The organism is Chroococcidiopsis thermalis PCC 7203 (genome assembly GCF_000317125.1).
GTDB classification, from domain to species: Bacteria; Cyanobacteriota; Cyanobacteriia; order Cyanobacteriales; family Chroococcidiopsidaceae; genus Chroococcidiopsis; species Chroococcidiopsis thermalis.
The window spans coordinates 2,476,608-2,493,503 of sequence record NC_019695.1 but is presented as its reverse complement, the minus strand read 5'-3'; the positions used below and the strand labels follow the sequence as shown (position 1 = coordinate 2,493,503).

The 16,896-nt window shown below is 43.9% G+C and carries 22 protein-coding genes and 1 pseudogene; 18 read left to right on the top strand and 5 right to left on the bottom strand.

From position 1 onward, the window contains the following. The first annotated feature begins 3 nt into the window (after positions 1–3). The 4 genes from CHRO_RS33330 (at position 4) to CHRO_RS10935 (ending at position 1,984) form a co-directional block, all read left to right on the top strand. Entirely contained in the window at positions 4–231 is a 228-nt protein-coding gene (locus CHRO_RS33330) for a hypothetical protein (protein WP_041462436.1), read from the top strand. Continuing rightward, on the top strand, positions 186–341 hold the full coding sequence (locus CHRO_RS33325; protein WP_199755550.1) for a hypothetical protein: 156 nt from the start codon (positions 186–188) through the stop codon (positions 339–341). The genes CHRO_RS33330 and CHRO_RS33325 overlap by 46 nt, the downstream gene beginning before the upstream one ends. 122 nt (positions 342–463) lie before the next feature. Continuing rightward, entirely contained in the window at positions 464–1,228 is a 765-nt protein-coding gene (locus CHRO_RS10940; RefSeq protein WP_015154269.1) for a class I SAM-dependent methyltransferase, read from the top strand. A gap of 96 nt (positions 1,229–1,324) precedes the next feature. Continuing rightward, on the top strand, positions 1,325–1,984 hold the full coding sequence (locus CHRO_RS10935; RefSeq protein ID WP_015154268.1) for a histidine phosphatase family protein: 660 nt from the start codon (positions 1,325–1,327) through the stop codon (positions 1,982–1,984). A gap of 67 nt (positions 1,985–2,051) precedes the next feature. On the opposite strand, the gene CHRO_RS10930 is transcribed toward CHRO_RS10935, so the two are convergent. Further along, positions 2,052–3,503, bottom strand: a complete 1,452-nt coding sequence (locus CHRO_RS10930) for a bifunctional orotidine-5'-phosphate decarboxylase/orotate phosphoribosyltransferase (RefSeq protein ID WP_015154267.1) — start codon at positions 3,501–3,503, stop codon at positions 2,052–2,054. 151 nt (positions 3,504–3,654) lie between these two features. Here CHRO_RS10930 and CHRO_RS10925 point away from each other — a divergent pair, with 151 nt between their 5' ends. Next, the gene (locus CHRO_RS10925; protein WP_071925432.1) at positions 3,655–5,223 is read left to right on the top strand and encodes a sensor histidine kinase; all 1,569 of its coding nucleotides are present in this window, start codon (positions 3,655–3,657) and stop codon (positions 5,221–5,223) included. Positions 5,224–5,231: 8 nt separating this feature from the next. After that, entirely contained in the window at positions 5,232–5,912 is a 681-nt protein-coding gene (locus CHRO_RS10920) for a response regulator (RefSeq protein ID WP_041463027.1), read from the top strand. A 32-nt stretch (positions 5,913–5,944) separates the two neighbouring features. Here the strand turns inward: CHRO_RS10920 and CHRO_RS10915 are convergent, their stop codons facing one another. Further along, a complete protein-coding gene (locus CHRO_RS10915; protein ID WP_106165942.1) occupies positions 5,945–6,283 on the bottom strand; it encodes a hypothetical protein in 339 nt (112 codons plus the stop codon). A 214-nt stretch (positions 6,284–6,497) separates the two neighbouring features. Between CHRO_RS10915 and CHRO_RS10910 the strand changes: the two genes are divergently transcribed. The 3 genes from CHRO_RS10910 to CHRO_RS10900 all read left to right on the top strand — a co-directional run bounded on the left by CHRO_RS10910 (position 6,498) and on the right by CHRO_RS10900 (position 8,062). Next, positions 6,498–6,794, top strand: coding sequence for a hypothetical protein (locus tag CHRO_RS10910; protein WP_015154263.1), 297 nt, complete (start codon positions 6,498–6,500; stop codon positions 6,792–6,794). Positions 6,795–6,803: 9 nt separating this feature from the next. Then, complete coding sequence (locus CHRO_RS10905) at positions 6,804–7,040, top strand: DUF4327 family protein (protein ID WP_015154262.1); 237 nt, start codon at positions 6,804–6,806, stop codon at positions 7,038–7,040. Positions 7,041–7,813: 773 nt separating this feature from the next. Next, positions 7,814–8,062 (top strand): Mo-dependent nitrogenase C-terminal domain-containing protein, encoded by a 249-nt coding sequence (locus CHRO_RS10900; protein WP_199197493.1) that lies wholly within the window; start codon positions 7,814–7,816, stop codon positions 8,060–8,062. A 54-nt stretch (positions 8,063–8,116) separates the two neighbouring features. Here the strand turns inward: CHRO_RS10900 and CHRO_RS10895 are convergent, their stop codons facing one another. After that, a complete protein-coding gene (locus CHRO_RS10895; RefSeq protein ID WP_015154260.1) occupies positions 8,117–9,019 on the bottom strand; it encodes a c-type heme family protein in 903 nt (300 codons plus the stop codon). 148 nt (positions 9,020–9,167) lie between these two features. On the opposite strand from CHRO_RS10895, the gene CHRO_RS10890 reads away from it, so the two are divergent. The 6 genes from CHRO_RS10890 to CHRO_RS10875 all read left to right on the top strand — a co-directional run bounded on the left by CHRO_RS10890 (position 9,168) and on the right by CHRO_RS10875 (position 12,509). Then, the gene (locus CHRO_RS10890) at positions 9,168–10,046 is read left to right on the top strand and encodes a phosphate/phosphite/phosphonate ABC transporter substrate-binding protein (protein ID WP_015154259.1); all 879 of its coding nucleotides are present in this window, start codon (positions 9,168–9,170) and stop codon (positions 10,044–10,046) included. A gap of 28 nt (positions 10,047–10,074) precedes the next feature. Then, positions 10,075–10,218, top strand: a complete 144-nt coding sequence (locus tag CHRO_RS35050; protein ID WP_199197490.1) for a hypothetical protein — start codon at positions 10,075–10,077, stop codon at positions 10,216–10,218. Next, a complete protein-coding gene (locus CHRO_RS35045; RefSeq protein WP_281168638.1) occupies positions 10,187–10,321 on the top strand; it encodes a hypothetical protein in 135 nt (44 codons plus the stop codon). The genes CHRO_RS35050 and CHRO_RS35045 overlap by 32 nt, the downstream gene beginning before the upstream one ends. Before the next feature lie 195 nt (positions 10,322–10,516). After that, on the top strand, positions 10,517–11,128 hold the full coding sequence (locus tag CHRO_RS10885) for a superoxide dismutase (RefSeq protein ID WP_015154258.1): 612 nt from the start codon (positions 10,517–10,519) through the stop codon (positions 11,126–11,128). 209 nt (positions 11,129–11,337) lie between these two features. After that, the gene (locus tag CHRO_RS10880; RefSeq protein WP_015154257.1) at positions 11,338–11,805 is read left to right on the top strand and encodes a hypothetical protein; all 468 of its coding nucleotides are present in this window, start codon (positions 11,338–11,340) and stop codon (positions 11,803–11,805) included. A gap of 59 nt (positions 11,806–11,864) precedes the next feature. Continuing rightward, entirely contained in the window at positions 11,865–12,509 is a 645-nt protein-coding gene (locus CHRO_RS10875) for a helix-turn-helix transcriptional regulator (protein WP_015154256.1), read from the top strand. 79 nt (positions 12,510–12,588) lie between these two features. On the opposite strand, the gene CHRO_RS10870 is transcribed toward CHRO_RS10875, so the two are convergent. Then, positions 12,589–14,268 carry a B12-binding domain-containing radical SAM protein gene (locus CHRO_RS10870; RefSeq protein WP_015154255.1) on the bottom strand — a complete coding sequence of 560 codons (1,680 nt, stop codon included), beginning with the start codon at positions 14,266–14,268 and terminating at the stop codon, positions 12,589–12,591. 150 nt (positions 14,269–14,418) lie between these two features. On the opposite strand from CHRO_RS10870, the gene CHRO_RS29580 reads away from it, so the two are divergent. After that, positions 14,419–15,003, top strand: a complete 585-nt coding sequence (locus tag CHRO_RS29580) for a hypothetical protein (RefSeq protein WP_015154254.1) — start codon at positions 14,419–14,421, stop codon at positions 15,001–15,003. A gap of 37 nt (positions 15,004–15,040) precedes the next feature. Here the strand turns inward: CHRO_RS29580 and CHRO_RS10860 are convergent, their stop codons facing one another. Then, the gene (locus tag CHRO_RS10860) at positions 15,041–15,316 is read right to left on the bottom strand and encodes a hypothetical protein (RefSeq protein WP_015154253.1); all 276 of its coding nucleotides are present in this window, start codon (positions 15,314–15,316) and stop codon (positions 15,041–15,043) included. 153 nt (positions 15,317–15,469) lie between these two features. Between CHRO_RS10860 and CHRO_RS10855 the strand changes: the two genes are divergently transcribed. Both CHRO_RS10855 and CHRO_RS10850 read left to right on the top strand, forming a co-directional pair. Next, positions 15,470–16,333 (top strand): hypothetical protein, encoded by an 864-nt coding sequence (locus CHRO_RS10855; protein WP_015154252.1) that lies wholly within the window; start codon positions 15,470–15,472, stop codon positions 16,331–16,333. A gap of 190 nt (positions 16,334–16,523) precedes the next feature. Then, positions 16,524–16,775 (top strand): annotated as a pseudogene (locus CHRO_RS10850) (DUF1830 domain-containing protein); the annotation flags it as partial. Positions 16,776–16,896 lie beyond the last annotated feature (121 nt).

Below are 16,896 nucleotides of genomic sequence, written 5' to 3'. Positions count from 1 at the left end.
GTCATGAAGCAGCAGTTTAGAATCCCCTCGGCTTCAGCCAGGGGAGAAGTCAACCATCACGAACCAGTGTATTTTGCCCCGATGGAACGATGGATCGAGAATGGCGATTTGGACTTCGTGCAAGTCCGTTACTCGATCGCTCAACGTGCAGCCGAAGAGAGAATTCTACCAGCAGCAGCAAAGCAATGCGAGGAGAACTACCCGATCGAGCAATGCGCGATCGCATGGTAAAGCACATGGAGAGCATTCCTGGTTTTGACAAACTAACCCAAACATCTTGGTATCCAGGTAAGCAGTTTGCTGGATTGGTACGCCTACCAAATCCCCGTCCCATTGGATGAGACAGTTATAGGGATGGTAATTGGTAGTTGGTAGTTGGTAATTGACAGTCAACAGGAGCGCGATCGCGCTCCTAGTGGCAACAGCTAAAATTTAAAATTGTGTAGTTTGCCTTTTTGATATTATGAGCGATCGCCTTGCAGAAGTCCGTGAATTTTGGAATTCAGTTGCTGATGATTGGGACATACAAGTAGGAGATGACGGAGATAGCAACCGTCGTTTGAACTCCGATCCGGTTTTATGGAATTTTGTCGGAGATGTTCGAGAGCTTCGGATTCTAGATGCTGGATGCGGAACAGGCTATCTTAGCAGGAAATTGGCAAGTCAAGGAGCTATAGTAACGGCGATCGATCTATCCGAGAGGATGATTGAAATAGCTCGCGAAAAAGCTAATCAAAACGGTCAAAATATCAACTTTCATGTAGATAACTGCGAGACGATGGACAGTCTTGAAGATAATTTTTTTAACGCGATCGTTTCCAACTACGTTCTCATGGATGTGCCAGATCTTGAAAACACGATGAGAGCCTTCAATCGAGTATTAAAAGTCAATGGCATCGCAGTTGTGGTATTTTCCCATCCATGTTTTCCTCAAAGTAGAGCAATTGTTATTGAAGATGGAGAATCGCTTTATCGTTGGAGCTTTGCTTATTTCGAGCCGCAAAAATGCGTCGATCCACCCTGGAAGCATTTTACGTCAGAATTTATTTGGTTTCACAGACCGCTTTCCGATTACTGGAAAGCATTCAGGAATGCAGGATTTGAAATAACTGACTTTGAAGAGCCAAGAATCACCGAGCAGCAATTTCATTTAGCTGAAACTGAAAAAGAGATAAAAAATGCTCAAAACCGCCCATATTCAGTAGCATTCAAATTACAGAAAATCTAACCGCGATCGCGCCCGAATTGACGATCGAAATGTCGGCGATCGCAATTTTTCCTATCATTTCATATGAAATCTATCTGTAAATTTTTTCGGCTGGGTATGGCTATTGCCCTTCTCCCACTCGCGGCTAGCTGTTTTCCTCTTTCTAGTAGCAACAGCTCAATACCTTTTACTTTGGCATCGCCCGATCGCTCTACCAGTTCATCAGAAAATTCTGCAACCCTCAATACTGCTCAGGCAACCGAGCAAGATATTTGGACGCAAATGCGACAAGGAACGGGCTATGCAGTATTGTTACGCCATGCTCAAACAGTTCCCGGAACTGGCGACCCACCAGGGTTTCGACTGGATGATTGCTCGACTCAGCGCAATTTATCCGCCGCAGGTAGAGACCAAGCGGTACGGATTGGCAGAGTATTTCGCGATCGCAACATTCCTATTACTCAAGTCCTTTCCAGCCAGTATTGCCGCTGTCTGGAAACTGCCAAGTTACTCGACTTGGGTGCTGTCCAACCTTCTCCAATGCTCAATTCCATCTTTGAAGACCGTACCACTGCAACTCAACAAACGCAGCAGGTTCGCCAACAGATACTCAACCATCGAAACACCCCAGGAGTCATAATAATGGTGTCGCATTTCGCCAATATCAGCGAACTCAGTAGTATAGGTTTGCAGTCGGGTGGAGCCGTTGTCATGCGAGCCAATCAGCAAGGCGAACTAAAAGTTGTCGGACAAATTCAGCGCGATGGTAATGGGTAATTGGTAACTGGTAACTGGTAACTGGTCACTGGTCACTGGTAACTGGTAACTGGTCACTGGTAACTGGTCACTGGTCACTGCTCCCTGTTAAAGTCTGATACTGTGCCTCATCAATTTTGCCTGCTTCATATAAAGTTTGGGTAATTTCAGAAATTTTTAGCACGGCATGGGCGCGATAGCCATTATCTTTGAGCCTATCTCTTACCCCTTCTTCATGGTCGATAAATACAACAATATCTTCTACATTTAAACCCGCCGATTTTAACTTTCCCGCTCCTTCTATTGCACTTTTACCGCTAATCAGAATGTCATCAACGACTACAACTGTCTCCCCTGGCTGAAAATGTCCTTCAATAACTCTCCTCGTTCCGTGGGCTTTAACTTCCTTGCGGGGAAAAATCATCGGGTAATTCATTCGCAATGCCAAGCCTGTAGCAGTGGGTAAGGAACCGTAGGGAATTCCAGCAATGCGATCGAAGTTTAGATTTTGTAGGATTTCTGCATAAGCGTTGAGAACTTGCTCGAAAACTTGGGGATTAGAAATAATCGTGCGTAGATCGATATAGTAAGGAAATTCTGCCCCCGATGCCTGTACGTAGTTACCAAAGATAATGCAGCCAAGATCGTAGAGTTGCAAAATTAATTGGGTGTGGGGGTGTTGTTGCAACAAACAAACATTGGGAAACCACACGTCACACTGAGAAGCACTTTTAACAGCTACGGTTCTAGCTTGCTCTACTTCTTGTCGCAAAGCTTGAATCTGAGTCGCTGGATTCTTTTGACTCAAAAAATCTTGAGGTACGGGAACGAGTAATCCGCTACCGTTGGAATTTAAACCTGCGGCTAATAATTGAGGTAGATTACTTGCTTGCGCCCAAATACTCCGAGCCATAATCGTTCTTTCGGGAGTAATTGCCCGAATTTTGGCTAGCACGTCAGGGGAAGTGGTTCCAACTTCTAAACAGACTTGTTCGGGAGTCCCCCAGATTTTCGCTTCTTTCACTATTTGTAAGTAAAAGGGAGATTCAGGCGAAGGATATTGCTGTAATGCGATCGCCCCAGGATTAGAAGTACAGCACAATATAAATATTCCCTTGCCGGGATAAACCAAAAATGGCGCGACGCAATCTTGCCCAGGATAAGGACTGAGGGTGACAGCATCGACTCGCCAGCGCTCGAATACTGTTTGGGCAAAAATTGTACTAGTGTTGAGGTCGCTGTGTTTGGCATCCAAAATGATTGGTATGTTTTCAGGTATAGCTTTGAGCGTCCGTTCTAGCAACTCTATGCCTGGGACACCTAAAGCCTGATAAAAGCCTAAAGTCGGCTTATAAGCGCAAATTAAATCTGTCGTTTGAGCGATGACAAATTGCAACCAGTCCCCTAAATCATCGATAATACTCTTCTCAGACCGATTTGAATTTTGGCTTGGCATCATTTCAGGATTTGGATCGAGTCCGAGAAACAGCAAACTCTGATTGCGGGCGATCGCAGCGTTTAATTTATCGAAAAATGTCATAGACAGTTATCAGTTATCAGTTATCAGTAAAGAGTGGTGCGTGGTGCGTGAAACGCTTGTGACTTGTGACTTGTGACTTGTACTTGCTCCGCTCCCTTGTCTCCCTTGTCTCCCTTGTCTCCCTTGTCTTCCTTGTCTCTCAATGTCTCTCATGTCAGTTTTCAAAAAATGGCGATCGCGGTTGAGGCAATTTTCGCTCAAAAATCGGTTGTTTGCTCCTCTGTATCTCAGTTGTTTGCTACTGATTCTATTCCTTATCGTACAAGGTTGTCTGAATCTACTAGTAGAAAATCTCCATCAGCAAGCTTTTAGTTGGGTGACTCATTCTTTACTGGTAGAACAGAAAACGGAACAGCTTTTGAGTCATGCTTTAGATCAACAGACTTCGATTCGAGGCTATTTAATTACTAAAGATAAAGAATTACTTGATAATTACGATCGCGCTAATAATGCTTTTCATAGTAGTTTTAAATCTTTAAAAACATTGACAAAAGGAGATCAAAGCCAACTAGAACAGCTCCAGGTAATTAAATCAATTCATACAATTTGGCAGGATAGTTTTGTGCAAAGTGTCATAGCTGGTACTGCGAGTAAGACTTATTTACCTGGAAAGATTTTATTCGATCCCATGCGCGATGTTGTCAAAACTATGTTGCAGCATGAAGAAAAAATCCTGTCTCAACGCCAGCAGCAATTGCAGCAAATTAGCCAGATCAAAGCAGCGCTGGAAGTCTTCAACGTCTTCATAGCTAGTGTTGGAGTTAGCTGGAATTTATGGTTGTTACGCAAGCGGGTAGAAATTCCCCTACGCCATCTAACTCAAGTCAGTCAAGCTTGGCGGGCTGGTAAGCTGGAAATTCGACTCGGTTATACTACATCAGATGAGATCGGACGGTTGGCTAGCGTACTCGATGAGATGGCAGCAGAAATTCGTCAGCGTCAAGAATACAGTCAAATGCGTAACCAACAGCTAGAAGATTTAATCTCTGCACTGTCTCATGACTTGCGCACGCCTTTACTCGCCACTCGCAATACATTGCGCCCGATGTTGAATGGGGCTTTTGGTTCTGTTGACGAGACTTGGAGAGAAATTCTAGAAGAGTATCGCCAATCGAACGAGCAATTGCTGAAGTTGGTAGATAATTTGCTGGATGTATCTCGTTATGAAGCTGGTGGCGGACAGCACTTAAACTGGGAACCCTTAGATTGGGCAAAGATTTGCTCTCAGGCTGTGGAGCTGATTTGTCAAATTCACGCTCGCCAGCTTACTCCCACTATTTACATCGCTGCCTCACTCCCTACAGTCTACGGCGACCAGTTAGAAATTCAACGAGTGGTGCAAAACTTATTAGATAATGCCGCACGGGTTAGCCCACCAGATCAAGAGATTACAATCAAAGTCAGTTTGTTAGGAGGCGATCGCATCAAAGTCTCGGTTCGCGATCGAGGTCCTGGAGTCCCACCCCACGAAAAGGACAAACTCTTCCACCGCTTCATTCAAGGGAGAGGTAGGCGGGGTGGTGCAGGATTGGGTTTATATCTCTGCCGTCAGATCGTCGTTGCTCACAGAGGTACGATCGAAGTGGATAGTCAGCTAGGTGAAGGCAGTACCTTTTGGTTTACCCTGCCAGTTTCTTTGACATTTGATGGGGAAGCGGGAGTCGGTACGGGCGGGTTTGGAAACCCGCCCGTACAGAAGTCGGGAGTCGGGGGAGTATGAAACTAGTAATGAGCAGGTCTCAGGTAGAGGGTGTGGTACGAATTTTATTAGTCGAAGATCATGCTTTGATGCGTCGAGGGATGAAAGGACAGTTTGCCCTCGAACCCGATTTTTGTGTCGTGGGAGAAGCTGCTGATGGCAGGGTGGCAGTTCAATTAGCTGCCGAGTTAGAACCAGATGTCGTATTAATGGATATCGATCTGCCCGTGATGGATGGGATCGCGGCAACTCAACAAATCAAAAGCGATCGCCCCACGACGCGAATACTCGCCTTAAGTGCTTTTGATAATGATACTCAAGTAATGGGCATGTTAGCCGCAGGGGCTGATGGCTATTGTCTCAAAACAATTGAATGGGAACAACTGCTAGCTGTAATCCAGTTAATTCAAACTGGTGGCGCTTATCTCGACCCGCAAATAGCCCGCAAAGTGGCACGGATGCTCAAGCCTAATCCGGTAATTCCCGTCAAAGAACAGTATTCCACCATCTCACCTATTCCAGTTCTCAGCAGCCGCGAACGAGAAGTTCTCAAACTAATTGCTGAAGGATGCTCGAACCAAGAGATTGCCCAACAACTATTTCTTTCCTTGGGAACGGTCAAGTCTTACGTGCGGATGATTCTCAATAAACTGAGCGTTGACGATCGCGTTCAGGCAGCAGCTTTAGCCGTGCGCGAAGGACTAATTTAAATGACGTGAATTAAATTACACGCATGACATTTTCAATTGAAATCTTGTAGTGTTTGCCGCAACATCTTTGCTAACTCTGCCGGATTAGACGCAATCGGCAGCTTGAAATTTGCCTCCAGTTCAGACCACAAAATAAAAGGCTTGTCTGTCTGAAGATAGAGTTGTTCTGGGGCGGGCAGACATATTATGAGGATGTCTGGATCGAACAGAGTTATCTCCTCACCAGTAGGAACCCCATAGTAAGGTAAGACTTCTACCATTTGTTCGAGACAGTAGCGGCTCACACGTTGTACTGTTGCAACAAGTCTACCGAGAATCATGACCCGGCAAGGCTGCTTGTTATCGCACAATTGATGCAGAAATTCAGTCACGAACAAGTATTTTTTTATTTAATAGAAAGTTTGTTAACTTAATCACACTAAACTGGATAACTTTATTTACGCCTCCATCAAGTGGATATCCAGGTGGATATTTTTTTTTAGTGAAGAATGCAGCCTACAAGTATCCACTGGGTAGTTTTTCCCAAACTGTATCTAGCAATACTGTATTAATGCTTAACAGAATTAGGGGTTTCGGACAGTAGCTGTGGATACAACAGAACAGGTTTATCAACTCATCAAGCAATGGTGTTTTGCAGGCGATCGGTTTCAGGCGGGTGCTACTTTACGCCAGATTGCCGTCATTACTGAATGTTTGCCAGAAGTACCCGAACAGTTAACAGACAAGCAGCTTAAATACATTGTGCGATGGATACAGGAAAATCACCCAAATGCTTACTTGTGGGCAATGGGTCAACGCTGTGTCGGTCATCCAGCCGCAGTCTGGGGTATGGGCTTACCAAATTTAGATTCAGTGATGCCGAGAATTGCTAGTAGTTTCTGAGCGAAAATCATGTCTGTAAATGCACTACTTTCACCAGTTGAATATTCTTTAGACGTTATCAAACACGAAGTCTTACATCTAGTACAGAAAGGAATTATTAGCCGTAGGCAACCAATGTACGTCCTCTGCGAATACATCCCAGCTAGAGATTGGACGGCTTTTGAGCGAGAATTGGAAAAACACGAGTACAACTTGCGCGATCGCATTGCCGATCTGCTCGATTGCGAACGCTGGGAAAATGATTAAACGAATGGCAAAGGACTAGGGTAGGACTAGGAAGGCGATCGCAGGGTAAAGAGAGAAAATTACTCTCGATCTATATTCCCTAGTTCCGAACGCCGAACATAAGATTTTATCTATTTACATTAGATTATTTATATACAGCGATTTCCACTCTAATGCATTACATCTGTAGGGGCGCACAGTTGTGCGCCCCTACAGATCTGTGTACTTCATCTGCTTGAAAACTGCTATATATCTATTCTCAGCTAGATAAGGCAAACAGATTTGTAGAGGCGTACGTATGTGCGCCTTGCTATATATTGCCAACAATTATTAAGTAGAAAAGTCAGGCTCATGCACTCTAGCTTAGGGAAGAATAAAACAAGCTTAGGTAGTGAAAAACTTCTTTCTTGAGATACTGTGTGCTGATGTTTTAGATAGCTAGATTATATATATGAAATCACAATAGGCTGCATTAGCAATCGATCCTGCTAAAACGCTTGCAATACAAAGATAATTTGCTATTTTTGAATTAGGAAAGCAAATAAGTTTTCTCTATTAATTCAACACAATTTCGAGGGAGAAAAGTTAGCGATCGCGCTTTCTAATTCTGCGTGTCAATTTTCCAGAAGTTAATCGCCGCTAGGCAATGTCTTTGTATTTTTAACGCCATACATTAAGAAGAGCGTGAGGAAGGTAGCTTACATATGATTCAGGTTGTCAGTTTAATTTCCCTTGTAGTAGAAGCAAGCATTTCACACAAGTCCCGTCCATCGATCGCATTTACATTATCTCCAATGAAGTCTTTGAAACAAAGGATAGATACTTTTGAGATTGCTCACCCCCAAGTTGCAAAATTAATTGCGAAAACTATTCCAGCGCAATGTCCTTTTGAGCGAGATATTATTCTATTCGGTCATAAAGTAGGACACATTCCTCCTCTATGCAAACTCAACCCCCTATACGAGCAATTGGTCGGTTTGAGATTTCGTGCTTTATGTTACCTTGCCGACTGCTGCGGTGAAGACATTCAAGCATACTGTTAAAGAAGTCAGCAGTCAGCAGTCAGAATTAACTGACAACTGATAACTGACAATTGTTCATCGCGTTTGCTGACTGAGTAACTTCATCGCAATTTCTAAGCTCGATTTCATCCGATTGAAAGAAGCTGCAAGGATGCCAATTTCATCATTAGAATTTTGCTCGAAATCTGCACTCATTTCTCCCGTGCTAACTCGCTCTGCGGTTCTAGACATTTTCCTAATTGGCTGAATTACAGAGCGTTTTAAGAAGAAGTTCAGCCACAATACGACGATCGCAAAGATTCCAAATAATATTCCCATAACTAGAGATAAGGAGCGTCTAGAACTCTCAAAAATCTCGCTCGAAGGTACAGAAATAACTTGTGCTGCTACAATTTCATTGAGTTTCCAACCAAAACCCCATTCCGAGCCATAGGTAGCAATTTGGCTTTTAGGTGCTGCTTCTGGGGTAGAGTGACACCGCAAACAGCTTTCTTTTGTTATCGCTAATGGTCGAGCAATGTAAAAGACTTCTCCGCCTGGTAAATTGCGAAAACCAGAAATTTCTTTAGTGTTTGATTCGTTGCGGAAACGCTCGACAATTTTAGCTTCAAAAGCATCGGCTTTATCACGTAAGTTGGTAGGATTAAGCGTGGCTTCTTTATAAAAGAAGTTTCGATACTCTTCGTTTTTACGCAAGTTTTCAAAGACTTCCGTAGCGGAGTAAGCTGGCACTGTTTCAGGAATAAAGACTGGTTCGGTTTCGAGTTTAGGTGCGAGTAATGGGTTGACACGCTCGTTGGTATATGTCCTAACCGCATTCATCGCTTTGATCAGAATTGCTGCTTGAGAACTAACTTCCCTTTCGGCTCTCTGTTCGAGTACCTTGGAGAGTGCCGCACCACTGATGATAATCCCACCGATGAAAACTACGACCAACATTAAGCTAAATTTGGCAGTAAGCTTAAGATTTTTTAACATTTTGGCTTGTAAGTAGAGATTTATTTTACGATGGTAAAAGAAGTGTATATAATGCTACTTAAAATTATAAATTGTTTTCATCTTTTCCCCTAAGTGGAGATCGCACCTCATCGATCCAGCAATACTATTCAACTACAGCTGGGTGAAAATGAATTCCAGATATTCGCGTCGTCTCTTTTTACTTCAATTATTTTTCTTAGCAGCTTGCGGTTCGCGATCGCTACAAGGTGAGGGAGAAGAGTTAATTATTGGTACAGTTAGCTACTCTGAAGGTCAACAGACGCTCAGTCAGTACGATCGCTTGATCAATTACTTAGGCGAGAAGACTGGTTCGTTGGTGAGGCTAGAGCCTGCCTTTAATGAGAATAAAGCCATAGAACGAATTCGCAATCGCTCTTGGTCGTTGGTGTTTGCTCCTCCAGGCTTAGCTGCGATCGCCATCACCCAGCAGCAGTACCGTCCCCTGTTTACCTTGGAAGGAGTTCAAAACTTACGCTCGATTTTGGTTGTTCAAGAAAACAGCCCCATTCGATCTCTGAAAGACTTAGCAAATAAAACAGTAGCCTTGGGTCAACCTGGTTCGGCAACGGGATTTTATTTACCTATTTATAATCTGTATGGCTTAACTTTAGCAGAAATTTTATTAGCGCCTACGCCAAAAACTATATTGAGTTTGGTAGCGGAAGGTAAAGCCGATGCGGGAGCGCTTTCTCAAAGAGAATTTAATTTTTATAAAACGCAGTTTCCGCAAATTCCTTTTCGCGTTTTATACACCGATCCCCACAGCGTACCACTAGGATCTGTTTTAATTTCGCCAACTATCGAACGCAATCGCCAAGAATTTATTCGTCAAATTTTAAGCGAAGCTGCTTCCGTTTTAGCTCAAGAAACAGGTTACGTTCCTACAGGTTCGATTCCAGATTATCGCTACATGATTTCTGTAGTCGAGCGTGTCAAAAGCATTTTTCCCTACGAACTACAACCAGGAAGCGCGCAATTGAAACCCGCACGGTTGTTTAAAGGGTAAGTGGTTGTTGGGAAGTGGGTGGCAAGTAGTGAGTAGTGGGGAGTTGGTATTAATTGGCGGAAGTGTATATGCGATCGCGATCGCTTGGACGCGGCTGTACTTAGGAGTTCATTATCAAGCGCGATATTTTAGCAGGATGGATGGTTTCAGTCGCTTGGGCAATTGGAGTTAGCTTTCTCGTCAGACTCAAGCGGACTGCGGCGATCGCTCCTCACACCGAACAGCCAAAAAATGAAACTACCTTACTACCCGAAGAACGTGGGGAAAAGTCGTAAGTCACAAGTCATTCTCCCTGCTCTCTGTTAATCTCTAACCTTTGAGACAGGAAAGGCGAGCGCCAAGATTGTTACGTTTTGGTTGTGATAGTTAGCACTTGCTCACAGAAATTGTCATATTTTGATAGATTTTTCTATCGAAAGTTTTGATATATTAGTCTATCGAAACCTCTAGTTAAGAGGAAAAAAGAGTTTATGGCTTTTGAACTGCAATCTCTACCCTACGCAAACGACGCTTTAGAACCTTACATAGACACGCAAACTATGCAGATTCACCACGATCTGCATCATGGAACTTACGTAAACAATTTAAATACAGCACTGCAATCGCAACCAGATTTACAGAGCAAAAGTATTGACGAATTGATTCGCGACCTGAATTCATTACCCGAAGCAGTTCGTACTCCTGTCCGCAATAACGGTGGCGGACATTTCAATCACTCGATCTTTTGGACATTGATGGCTCCTAATGCTGGCGGAGAACCCACAGGTGCGATCGCCCAAGTCATCAGTGATAATTTTGGCGATTTTGAAAACTTCAAAACTCAGTTTAACGATGCTGGTACAAAGCGCTTTGGTAGCGGCTTTGTGTGGCTAGTCCGCTCGGCTGGTGGCAAGTATGAGATTGTCAGTACGCCCAACCAAGATAATCCTTGGACGGACGGACACTTCCCAATCATGTGCAACGATGTTTGGGAACACGCATACTACCTTAAATATCAAAACCGTCGGGCTGAGTACCTCAAGCAGTGGTGGAATACAGTCAACTGGAGTGAGGTCAACAACCGTCTATCGACAGCGCCATAATGTAGCTAGTTAGGTAGAAAAGATCCCCCCTAGCTCCCCTTAACAAGGGGGGAATCAATTCCTTATAAAAAAGTGAGGAATGAACGTCCTTCTGGAAGAGAGGAAACAAATGCCCCCTTTTTAAGGGGGTTGGGGGATCGAAATCTCAAACTTCTAGTGCGTAACTCCTGCTTGTAAAATTCAAAATCTCATATCGCTCGGATGTCTCTATGGTTCCAGCTAATTTCGTAGAGCGTAGAAGCTGCGATCGCATTTTTTCTCATCGAAAAATCATTTCTCTCGGTGTAATCGCAGTTATTCTCTATACGGTGGTAGGTTTCTGTCTTGCCAGTCTCAAGATTAATTTGGGCTTTTGGTCTATAGGAATTCTGTTCTATCACTGGCAGCTAGCAAACTTAGTCGGTGTAGCTAGCAGTCGGTATCGACAAAACGGATCGATCGCCTTGACGGGATTAGTGGGTACGGCGATCGCCTACCTCGTCCAGCAGGCAAAATCGAGCTTGTTGCCCTATCACTGGTTGGCAATTGGTCTAGTGGCAACGATTAATTCTTATGTGATGACGGCGATCGCGCTGAGGTATTGGCAAAAACTAGGAGCGATCGCATTTACAACAGCAGTAGCATGGTTGGGCTTATTGTTGGGATGGATAGCATATAACTATCCCGGCGTTTCTTAAGCTAAGTTAAAATTTGCGTTAATCTAGGTTTGATAGCCCAGTAAGCCTATCTACCTGGCATGAATGATGCGATCGAGCGGGTAAGGGTCAAAAATCAGATTTTATCTGTCATTAAAATGCACGGCTCGCAAACGGCTGTGGATTTAGCCACTAAGTTGCAGGTTTCACCTATGGCAATCCGCCAGCATATGCAAACTCTTCAAGATGAGCAATTGGTCACTTATAGCGAGCAAAAGCAAGCGGTTGGTCGTCCAGTCAAGTTTTGGCAATTAACAGAAAAAGCCAACGCGCTTTTTCCCAACCATCACGCCGATCTGGTGGTGAAATTAATTGAGGGAGTCCGCAAAGTATTTGGCGAAGCTGGGTTAGGACTATTAATTGGCGAACGTACTCAAGCTCAAATTCAAACATACTCGGCGCAGATGCAACACGCTCAAAACTGGCGAGAACGAGTGGCAATTCTGACTCAACTGCGAACTCAAGAAGGGTATATGGCAGAAATAATTGAAGAGTCACCAGGAGTCTTGTTACTGGCGGAAAATCATTGTTCGATTTGTGCTGCTGCCCAAAGTTGTTCGCAATTGTGCAGTTCAGAATTGCAAGTGTTTGAAACTCTGCTCGGTTCTGATGTTAACGTCGAACGAGTCGAGCATATTTTAAGTGGCGATCGCCGTTGTGCTTACCGCATTTCTAGTTGTAACTGAGACAAACTACTCACTACTCCTGTACGGGCGGTTTACCTGAAATCTCTGTGAATAGCAAAGTTGCTTGGTAAACCCGCCCCTACGATTCACGACTTACTGATACTGCTAAATGCTTTAATAAAGTTGCCTGTGACAAAGGTGCTTGCAGGTGACTCCAGGGTAAGACTTGTTCGTGCGACCAATTGCGAAACACGTAGAATTCTAAATCGGGTATTTGTCCGCGTAACTCTTTAAAAGCGCGGCGATAGCTACCGAGACTGTCACCGTAGTTGCGCGTCAATTCCAACAGGCGGGATAAACGGCGATCGCCTCTCGATATTAAAGCCTGAATCACCGACCAGTTATAGCTTTCGGGACGAAAATCAATCCCTTGGGGTTTGAGGTGTTTCTGTAAATATTGCAAGCGCTTCTCGGCTTGGGGATTGACTCCGTACCACTGAAACGGCGTGTGTGCTTTGGGGACAAACGTACTGCATCCCAGGGTTAACCTTAATCCTGGGGCAGCTTTTTTGAGCGATCGCATCATTTTAACTGTTTCTTCCAGATCTTCGGGTTCTTCCCCAGGTATGCCCACCATACCGTAAAGTTTCAAGCTACTCAGTCCTCCCGCTTTGGCATTCACCGCCGCTTGGACGATCTCATCGTTATGCAGTTTTTTGTTAATAATTTGACGCAGCCGTTCCGAACCGCTTTCTACAGCAATGGTGAGCGATCGCGTGTCTCTTTTTGCTAAAGTCTGTGCTAGTTCTACTGTGACGGTATTTGTCCGCACCGAGGCAATGCTCAAACGGACATCATCGTATTTTGGTTGACTTAAATAAGCTAATAAATCATTAAATTCTGGATGTTGGGTAACGGATGCCCCTAATAAGCCTATCCTGTTTGTAACTGTCAGTCCTCGTTCGATCGCGGGAATCAGAGAACCTTCCAAACTTGCCGTGCGAAAAGGTAGAGTCAGATAGCTAGCCAGACAAAAGCGGCACATCTCAGGACAACTGCGTACCACTTCCACCATAAAAATATTTTCCCAGGCTGCTTTTTCAGTCACAACCGTAGAAGCAGATAGAGTATTACCTCGATAAGTTTGCTTTTCTATCTGATGGGGAATATCTGGCGCAATTGGTTTAATGGATTGGATACAACCTGTAGGGTCTTCATACGTCACTTCATACAAGCTGGGAATATAGATTCCTGGTACTTGTGCTAGGTGATGTAATTTAGTTTTTCTATCGGCTGTCCGAACTTGTTTGTAAGCTGAAATAAAATTTCCTAATAAATTTTCTCCATCTCCCAACAGAATCACGTCAAAAAATTCCGCGAAGGGTTCGGGGTTAGCCGTCAAAACAGGACCACCACCAAATACTAGGGGATCGCTGTCAGTGCGATCGCTGGTATGAATTGGAATGGAGATAGATTCTAATAGACTCAGAATATTAACATAATCCAATTCCCACGAACAAGAAAAGCCGACTAATTCAGGCTGACGTGGCAGCGGTTCGGATATATCTGTAAATAAGCGCCTGACATCAACATCAGCACGCATTGCCAAAGTTGCCCATACGACTTGATATCCCAAGCTGGTAATTCCTACGGTGTATTCGTTAGGAAAGGCGAAGATAGCGGGGATCGCATCGGATTCTGGAGTTGTTGGGGTAAATAGTAGGCGTTCGGCAGAAAATACAGAGGTGCGGGAGTCGAGAGTCGGTAGGGGCGGGTTTCTAAACCCGCCCGTACGGGAGTTGGGAGTTGGGTAATTCATGGAATGACATTTGTAGGGGCACACAGCCGTGCGCCCTTCCAAGGGTGCGGGAACAAGTTTGAATTATTTAGCTATCTATATCTAATTTTAAGACCTAAAATTATATTGTTCTCTATGATTTGGTAAAAGACAAATAACCGATCGAAAACAATGCAACCCGATCTAATCAATTTGTATATTACCAGAGATGAATTGCAACAGCTCGCTGGTATGAGCAGAAGAGACTGGAAAGCATACGATACCTTAAAAAAACCAGACAACATCCAAATTATTATTTTGCCAGGATATCTAGAGCAAGTTTTTTTACTAGGTTGGGGGTTAATTCCACTTTATTACTTATACAAATGGAAATATCGTCGGCAGCGATTGAGAAATTTGCTACTAGAAGTAGATCGGTATAACGATTTAATTAGAATTATCAATCTTGGTGACGAACTAGAAGCTGCGGGGAATCAGGGAGCTAGCATCGAGAACAGAGAAAAGGCGATCGCGGCGTTACAAATCACAAGAAATAGTTTAAGTTGTGCAATTAAGACAGAAAAAATTCTCAGAAAAAACAGAGATTTAATTAACCGCAATCTAGATCTACTATCGAACGGCATATTATCACTGCAAGCCTTACAGATTAACGCAGAAGCATCTGAGTATAGCAAGTTACTGAACGAAGCCGTGCAATTAACCATAGACGTACAAACAGAAATGAAAAAGCTAGAAGCGAGTGGGGAGAAGTCGTAAGTCGTAAATCGTAAATCGTAAGTAACTGAGTCTCCTTCTAATATCGCAGCGTCCTTGCTAGTACTAGCATGACGAAAGCTGCCAGTAACGCCCCCACCACAATACTAAAAATTGCCGCATCAAAACTACCAGTCACCGCTACAATCGAGCTAGGAATCAGCGAACCGCCAACACCACCAAACAGGACAGAAAGCCCGTTGTACAGCCCTGTTCCCGCACCAACTCGGTGTGGAGGTAACAAGCGATGTTTTTCTAATTTACGCATCAACTCTTGTCGCAGCAGACGAATGCCGTTAAAACGCCCTCTTTTCAATTGAATTTTATCGGCGATCGAGTAATACGGACAACGATCTGAAAACTGACCTTTTCTAACTTAACCAACCTATTAAATACCTGAACTTATTTATATCGACAACACTCGATATATCAAAGAACATACTGAAAGCACAAATTAATTGTCCTGTTAATGCTGAAAACTTATTCGTTTAGTCGTCGCTCTCTATTATTATTAATATTCGGTTTACTACTAGCATTTTTCATATCAGCAGCTCAGATCGTAACAGCACATGCCACAGCGATTAAAGTTAATGCGATCGAGAAGAGCGGCTTACATCAAACACTCGTGCAAGCAAATCCAGATAATCTTGATGAAAATTCGGTAGAACTAATCATCAGCGATATGCAGGGTCAGCATGAAGGTAAGATGCGCGGAGTACCAGCATCATATGACTGGTCGCAAACTCCAAGAGTCAAGTTAGGTAACAATCCTGGAGAATTGCAAGCACTAATTGGATGGGGGATCGTCAACGAAGCTGCCGAGGGCAATCCAGCTGCAAATACTCGTGTCGAGCTAGGAGAAATTCACACCTATCTACTACAAAAAAGTAACAACCGATGGTTGGCTTTGCAGAGTTCTATTCCTGTAGGAGCTGCATATAGGGAAGACTTTGCAGGAGGCATCAATATTCCTGCGGATATTCGGCAGGAGCCACAAGGCACTATCTCAGTTACACCAGGCAATGGATATAATTTTCATTTTTGGTCCAGAAACAGAGCAGGAATAGATCCAAATGATATCGCAGGTGTGTTTACAACGTTTAGAGCCAGATTAATTCTCGATAACCCTAGTCAGCCAGACGATCGCGATATCGCGCGATATCTTGCTCTAGCTGGAGCCGATTATTGGACAAATGTTTGTTCGTCCAGTGGTGAAAGAAATGCAGATGCTGCGATCGGCAAAGCCAAGTATGTTACGCGAGAATGGAAATATTTCAACATGACAACAGCATCTCCAGAAGTTCTCAGAAACAATCCTCCTCCACTGGAGTAGCAGATTTTGACGCATTGGCGTTAGTAACTAGTGCCAATGCCTATAGAGGCTCTGTAAGTCTCAAGCGTGGATTTTTCACGTCCACGTTTGAGCAGAAGCCTGTACAGTAGGAAGCCTGCGATCTTCTCGCAGGTAGTTTACGTTAGCATATGTCAAATTTGTTTTGGCGCTGTTGCCAGGAGGCAAAACTATGGCTCAGATCGTAGACTCCTTACCTAATGAGTACCAAAAGCGCATTCTGTGCAACTATAAGAATGCAACAAGTGGAATTCAAATTGCACGGATTACGAATATTCCTCACTGGTACTTGGAGCGAGTTGTATTTCCCGGTCAGCACTTGCTATTTGAGGCAATCCCAGAAGCGCAGTTAGAGATCCATAGTGCTAAGATAGCTAGCGCTATTCCTGCTGACACCATTCTTTGCGAACAACTCCAAGTTGATGCAGGCGAAGAAAATAACTAGATCGAGATCTGCTCTCACGCTCGAAGCAGCACTACAGGCTGGCATGGCACGGTTGATAAAGGGCGCGTCCTGCACCCTTTATTCAACTTAAGAGAGTTGA